This is a genomic window from Methylobacterium sp. (genome assembly GCF_028290105.1).
Classification (GTDB): domain Bacteria; phylum Pseudomonadota; class Alphaproteobacteria; order Rhizobiales; family Beijerinckiaceae; genus Methylobacterium.
On record NZ_JAQGKL010000263.1, the window covers coordinates 1 to 3,148 of the forward strand.

3 protein-coding genes are annotated in these 3,148 nt (G+C 70.0%); 1 reads left to right on the forward strand and 2 read right to left on the reverse strand.

Going from position 1 to position 3,148, the window contains the following annotated elements; all coding sequences use genetic code 11:
* On the forward strand, positions 1–579 hold a 579-nt coding region (locus JWQ05_RS18540; protein ID WP_299661591.1), incomplete at its 5' end, for a phosphoribosylaminoimidazolesuccinocarboxamide synthase.
* 6 nt (positions 580–585) lie between these two features.
* Here the strand turns inward: JWQ05_RS18540 and JWQ05_RS18545 are convergent.
* Positions 586–2,253, reverse strand: a complete 1,668-nt coding sequence (locus JWQ05_RS18545) for a glycosyltransferase (RefSeq protein ID WP_299661594.1) — start codon at positions 2,251–2,253, stop codon at positions 586–588.
* A 26-nt stretch (positions 2,254–2,279) separates the two neighbouring features.
* Positions 2,280–3,148, reverse strand: an 869-nt coding sequence (locus tag JWQ05_RS18550; RefSeq protein ID WP_299661597.1) for a glycosyltransferase, incomplete at its 5' end; no start/stop codon positions are given.

A 3,148-nucleotide genomic window follows, 5' to 3' on the forward strand; every position in this document is an offset into this window, starting at 1 on the left:
GACATCGGCGTGCCGACCCACTTCATCCGCCGCCTCAACATGCGCGAGCAGTTGATCCGCGAAGTCGAGATCATTCCCCTCGAAGTGGTGGTGCGCAACGTGGCCGCCGGCTCGCTGGCCACCCGCCTCGGCCTCGAGGAAGGCACGCAGCTGCCGCGCTCCATCATCGAGTTCTACTACAAGAACGACGCGCTGAACGATCCCATGGTGTCGGAAGAGCACATCACGGCTTTCGGCTGGGCGACCCCGCAGGAGATCGACGACATCATGGCCCTGGCGATCCGGGTCAACGACTTCCTGTCCGGGCTCTTCCTCGGTGTCGGCATCCGCCTCGTCGACTTCAAGATCGAGACCGGCCGCCTCTGGGAAGGCGACATGATGCGGATCGTGGTCGCCGACGAAATCTCCCCCGATTCGTGCCGACTCTGGGACATCAAGTCCTCGGACAAGCTCGACAAGGACCGCTTCCGCAAGGATCTCGGTGGCCTGATCGAGGCCTACACCGAGGTGGCCAAGCGCCTCGGGATCATGTCCGAGAACGAGAAGGTGCAGACCGGCGGGCCGCGCCTCGTCCAGTAGGCCGTCTCAGCGCAGCGCGATCGGACCGGCCCCGGGCCAATCCGGACGCAGCCGCGCGTAAGTACCGAGATCGGGGTCGAAGCCCGGATGATAATGGGGGTCCTGCGCCAGCAGCGGCCCCCATCGCTTTTGGAAGGCCGCGACCTCGCGCAGGTGGCGCGCGCGCGCGCCCGGCGTCCAGCGCCGGCTGGCGGCTTCGAAATGATCGAGGACGGCCCCGGGCACGAACAGGGTGCGGTATCCCTCCTGTCCCAAACGCAGGCAGAGGTCGACGTCGTTGAAATCGACCGCGAAGGTCTGCGCGTCGAAGCCGCCGACTTGCGCGAACTTGCGCGCCTCCACCACGAGGCAGGCCGCTGTCACCGCCGAGACCGCGCGCGTGGCACGCAAGCCCGCGAGGTAGCCCGGAGCGTCGCCGGGAAAGAAGCGATGCGCGTGGGTGACCAAGCCACCGGGTCCGAGCAGGACGCCGCCATGCTGGATGCGCCCCCGTCCGTCGACGAGCTTGGCGCCCACCGCCCCGACCTCCGGACGCAGGGCCTCGCGGACGAGGCGTTCGAGCCAGTCCGGGGCCTTCGCCTCCACGTCGTTGTTGACGAAGGCGAGGACATGCCCACGCGCCAGCCGGGCAGCCGCGTTGTTCATGCCCGCGAAGTCGAACGGGCCGGGACAGGGGACGATCCGCGCGAGGCCCCGCGCTTCGAGGTCCCGAAGGTAAGCCCGGGTCTCGGGCTCGCGGCTGTCGTTGTCACAGATCAGGATCTCGCGCGCAGGCCAGTCGGTGCGCCCCAGCAGGCTCGCGATGCAGGGACGCAGCAGGTCGAGGCGGTCGCGCGTCGGCACGATGAGGCTGACCAGGGGATGCTCCAGGGGCAGCGGCCGACGCAGGGTCAGAACGCCGTCCGGCTCCGCCACCACATCGACGGCCCCGTTTCCCGTCCGTTGGAGAACCGCGCGAATGACGGCGCGGTGTGCGGCTGGCTCTCCTTCCCCGGCGGCAGCGAGCGTCGCGCGTGAGAGCGGGCGCGGAAGGTGCCCGACGGCGGAATTGCCGAAACGCTCGGCGAGGCGGAGGACCAGGTCGGTCGCGCGCGACTCGGCCGGCGATTTCGTTTCGCTGCCGAGAGCGTCCAAAGCACTTCGGCGAAAGGCGATGACCGGGCCGATATAATCGACGGCCATGAGGTAGTCGGGATCGAAGGCCGGACGCAGGAGCGGCATCGCGGCGCCGTCCGCCCGGATGAGGAGCGCGTCACCGTAAAGTGCCTGGAAATGCGGATGCCGGTCGAAGGCCACGCAGACCTGCGCCACCGCTCCGGGCAGCAGCGTGTGCCCCGGGGCGTTCAGAACCACCACCGGGGCCGTTCCGGGGCGGTGGAGATCCCCGGGAAAGCGAAGGTCCGCCTCTACCGCTAGGCCGCGTTGCGATGGCTCCCCGCCGGGTGCCGTGAGCCGGGCCTGTGCCCATGGCTCGAGCCAGAGACCGTGATGATCGAGGCCGACGAGGGCCGCCCGGGCCTGTCGGCCCCGCACGCGCTTTCCCGCCAGGCGCGCCCGCAGGATGGCCAGTGCCTCTCGGGGGGCCAGCACCAGGACCCGAAGCGCGCGCATCCGGCGCCGAAACGCGCCCCCCTGGTCGGGTGCGACGGCAAAGCGAAGGGCGGGGTCAGGCATCGCCGGCCGCGCGCGGTGCGGCGCGCCTATTCAAGGTCTTCCCCGAAGGTCGTGAGCGAAAGGCCCGGGTGGTAATAGGGATCGTGCCGGATCGCGTCCTGCCATCGGGCGGCGAAAGCCTCGGCCTCCCGCTCGAAGCGCGCCCGGGCCGGGCCGACCGCCGGCCCACGGCTGGTGGATTCGAGATGAGCCATCACGGCGCGCGGCGTCCAGATCGTCCGGTAGCCGGCCGCGTTCAGGCGCAGGCAGAAATCGACGTCGTTGAAATCGATGGGGAAGGTCTCGGCGTCGAGGCCGCCCACCGCGTCGAACTTGCGGCGTTCCACCGCGAGGCACGCCGCCGTCACGGCCGAGACCTCGTGGGCGACGCGCAGGCGGCCGAGATGGCCGGACGCGTCGCCGGGCCGACGCCGCAGGATGTGGCCCGCCCGTCCGCCGAGACCCACCACGACCCCGGCATGCTGGAGCGTGCCGTCGGCATAGAGGAGCTTGGCGCCGACCGCGCCGATCATCGGCCGGCAAGCCTGACGCACCAGGGCCGCGAGCCAATCCTCGCGCAGGACCGCGACGTCGTTGTTCAGCAGGACGACGACCGATCCGCGCGAGACCGCGACGCCCGCATTGATCAACGCCGAGAAGTTGAACGGCCCCGGCACCGGAAGAAGCCTAACGCGCGGGTCAGCGCGCAGGGTCCCGTAATGGGCGAGCACATCTGGGTCGGTGGAGCCGTTGTCGACGATCACCAGCTCAACGGAGGGATAGGCGGTCCCGTTGAGAACGTCGTCGCTGGAGCGCCGGATCAGGTCGAGGCGATCGCGCGTGGGCATGATCACGCTGACGAGGGGGGGCGGCTCGGGCAAGGGCCAGAGCAGATCGAACCCGCTCCTGTTGGCCT